This window comes from Kitasatospora sp. NPDC057512 (assembly GCF_042802135.1).
GTDB lineage: Bacteria > Actinomycetota > Actinomycetes > Streptomycetales > Streptomycetaceae > Kitasatospora.
In genome coordinates this window covers 1-1,773 of record NZ_JBHVET010001135.1, presented here as the reverse complement: position 1 = coordinate 1,773, position 1,773 = coordinate 1, and the positions used below count along the sequence as shown (strand labels likewise).

Sequence of the window (1,773 nt, the reverse complement as noted above, 5' to 3'; positions counted from 1 at the left end):
TGGGCTGCCTGCGCATCCACCTCTCTCACTCTCACATCCGGGATTCCCCATGCCTCGCAACTCCTCGACCCGCAACCTGCGGGCGGGCGCCCTGGCCACCGTCCTCGCCGCCGGCGCCCTGACCACCCTCGCCACGCCCCCGGCCGGCGCCGTGGTCGGCGACGCGGCCGCCGACGACACGTACGCCTACACGGCCCGCCTGGCGATCGGCGACAACCTGCGGGCCTGCACCGGCACGCTGGTCGACCGCAGCTGGGTGCTCACCGCGGCCTCCTGCTTCGCCGACGACCCGGCGCAGCCGCAGGCGCTGGCGGCCGGTGCGCCGAAGTGGAAGACCACCGCGACCATCGGCCGCACCGACCTGACCACCGGCGCCGGCAAGACCGCCGAGATCGCCGAGCTGGTGCCGCGCGCCGACCGCGACCTCGTCATGGCCCGTCTGGCCACGCCCGTGGACGGCATAGCCCCGCTGCGGGTCGCCACCGCCGCGCCCGCCGCCGGGCAGACGCTGCGGGTGCCCGCGTACGGACGCACCAAGGACGAGTGGGCGCCGCTGAAGCTCCACTCCGGCGCGTTCTCGCTGGACACGGTGAGCGCGACCGGCATCGGCACCACCGGTACGGCCGGCGCGGCGATCTGCAAGGGCGACACCGGCGCCCCCGTGGTCCGTACGACCAACGGCAAGGCCGAGCTGCTCGCGGTCGCCTCCCGCTCCTGGCAGGGCGGCTGCCTGGGCGTGCCCGCCACCGAGACCCGCACCGGCGCCTTCAACTCCCGCGTCGACGACCTCGCCGGCTGGGTGCAGCAGACCCGCGCCAAGGCCATCGGCTGGAAGACCCAGGCCCTGGTGCGCAGTGACGCCAACCTCTACGCCGCGACCCGCCTGTACGACGGTTCGTGGACCCCGTACCAGGACGTCCAGGCCGCGGCCGGGAACATCGGCGGTGTCCGCGCCGTCGCCTCGGCCGGTATCGACACCAACACGCACGTCGTGGCCCTCGGCGGCGACGGACACCTGCACCACGCCATCCGCGGCCTCGACGGCAGCTGGGGCCAGAAGTTCATCGACGTCAACGCCAACGTCGCCGACCTCGGCAACATCACCCAGGTCGCCGTCACCTCCACCGGAGCCGATCTGCACATCGTGGTCGTCGCGAACGGGATCCTCTTCCACACCGTCCGCTACGGCAACGGCCAGTGGAGCGGGTTCAAGGTGGTCACCGACAACACCGGGCCGCTCAGCGGCATCACCTCGATCTCCGCCGGCGGAACCGCCTCCGGGGACCTGCACATCGCCGCCGTGTCGGGCGGGAAGGTCTACCACACCCGGCGCAACGTCAGCGGCTCCTGGTCCCTCTGGGGATCGGTCTCCGACGTCGCCGGCGCCACCGGGCCGGTGACCTCCGTGGCCGTCACCCGCCAGAACAACGACCTCGACCTCGCCACCGTCGCGAGCGACGGCCAGTACCACACCCTGCGCTACGCCTCCGGCGACTGGTCGCGGATGAACTCCCTCGTCGACATCATCGGGAAGGTCACCGGCACCGGCATCAGCGCCGCCACCGTCGACACCGACGCCCAGTTCGCCGTCACCACCAGTGACAACAAGGTGATCCTGACCGCCCGTCACCTCGACGGCACCTGGGCCGACCCCGAGTACCTCGACCTCGCCGCGATCCCCGGCAACCACACCGGCACCGTGATCACCAGCTCCATCTGATCCACGGCCCGCCGGCGGGCGCCCTGGTGCGGGAACGGACCACCGTCCCGCAC

Annotated in this window: 1 protein-coding gene; it reads left to right on the top strand. The window is 72.7% G+C overall.

The annotated features are described in order from the left end of the window. Nucleotides 1-49: 49 nt before the first annotated feature. Nucleotides 50-1,720 (top strand): trypsin-like serine protease, encoded by a 1,671-nt coding sequence (locus ACFU6K_RS38335; RefSeq protein WP_380671190.1) that lies wholly within the window; start codon nucleotides 50-52, stop codon nucleotides 1,718-1,720. Nucleotides 1,721-1,773: the final 53 nt, after the last annotated feature.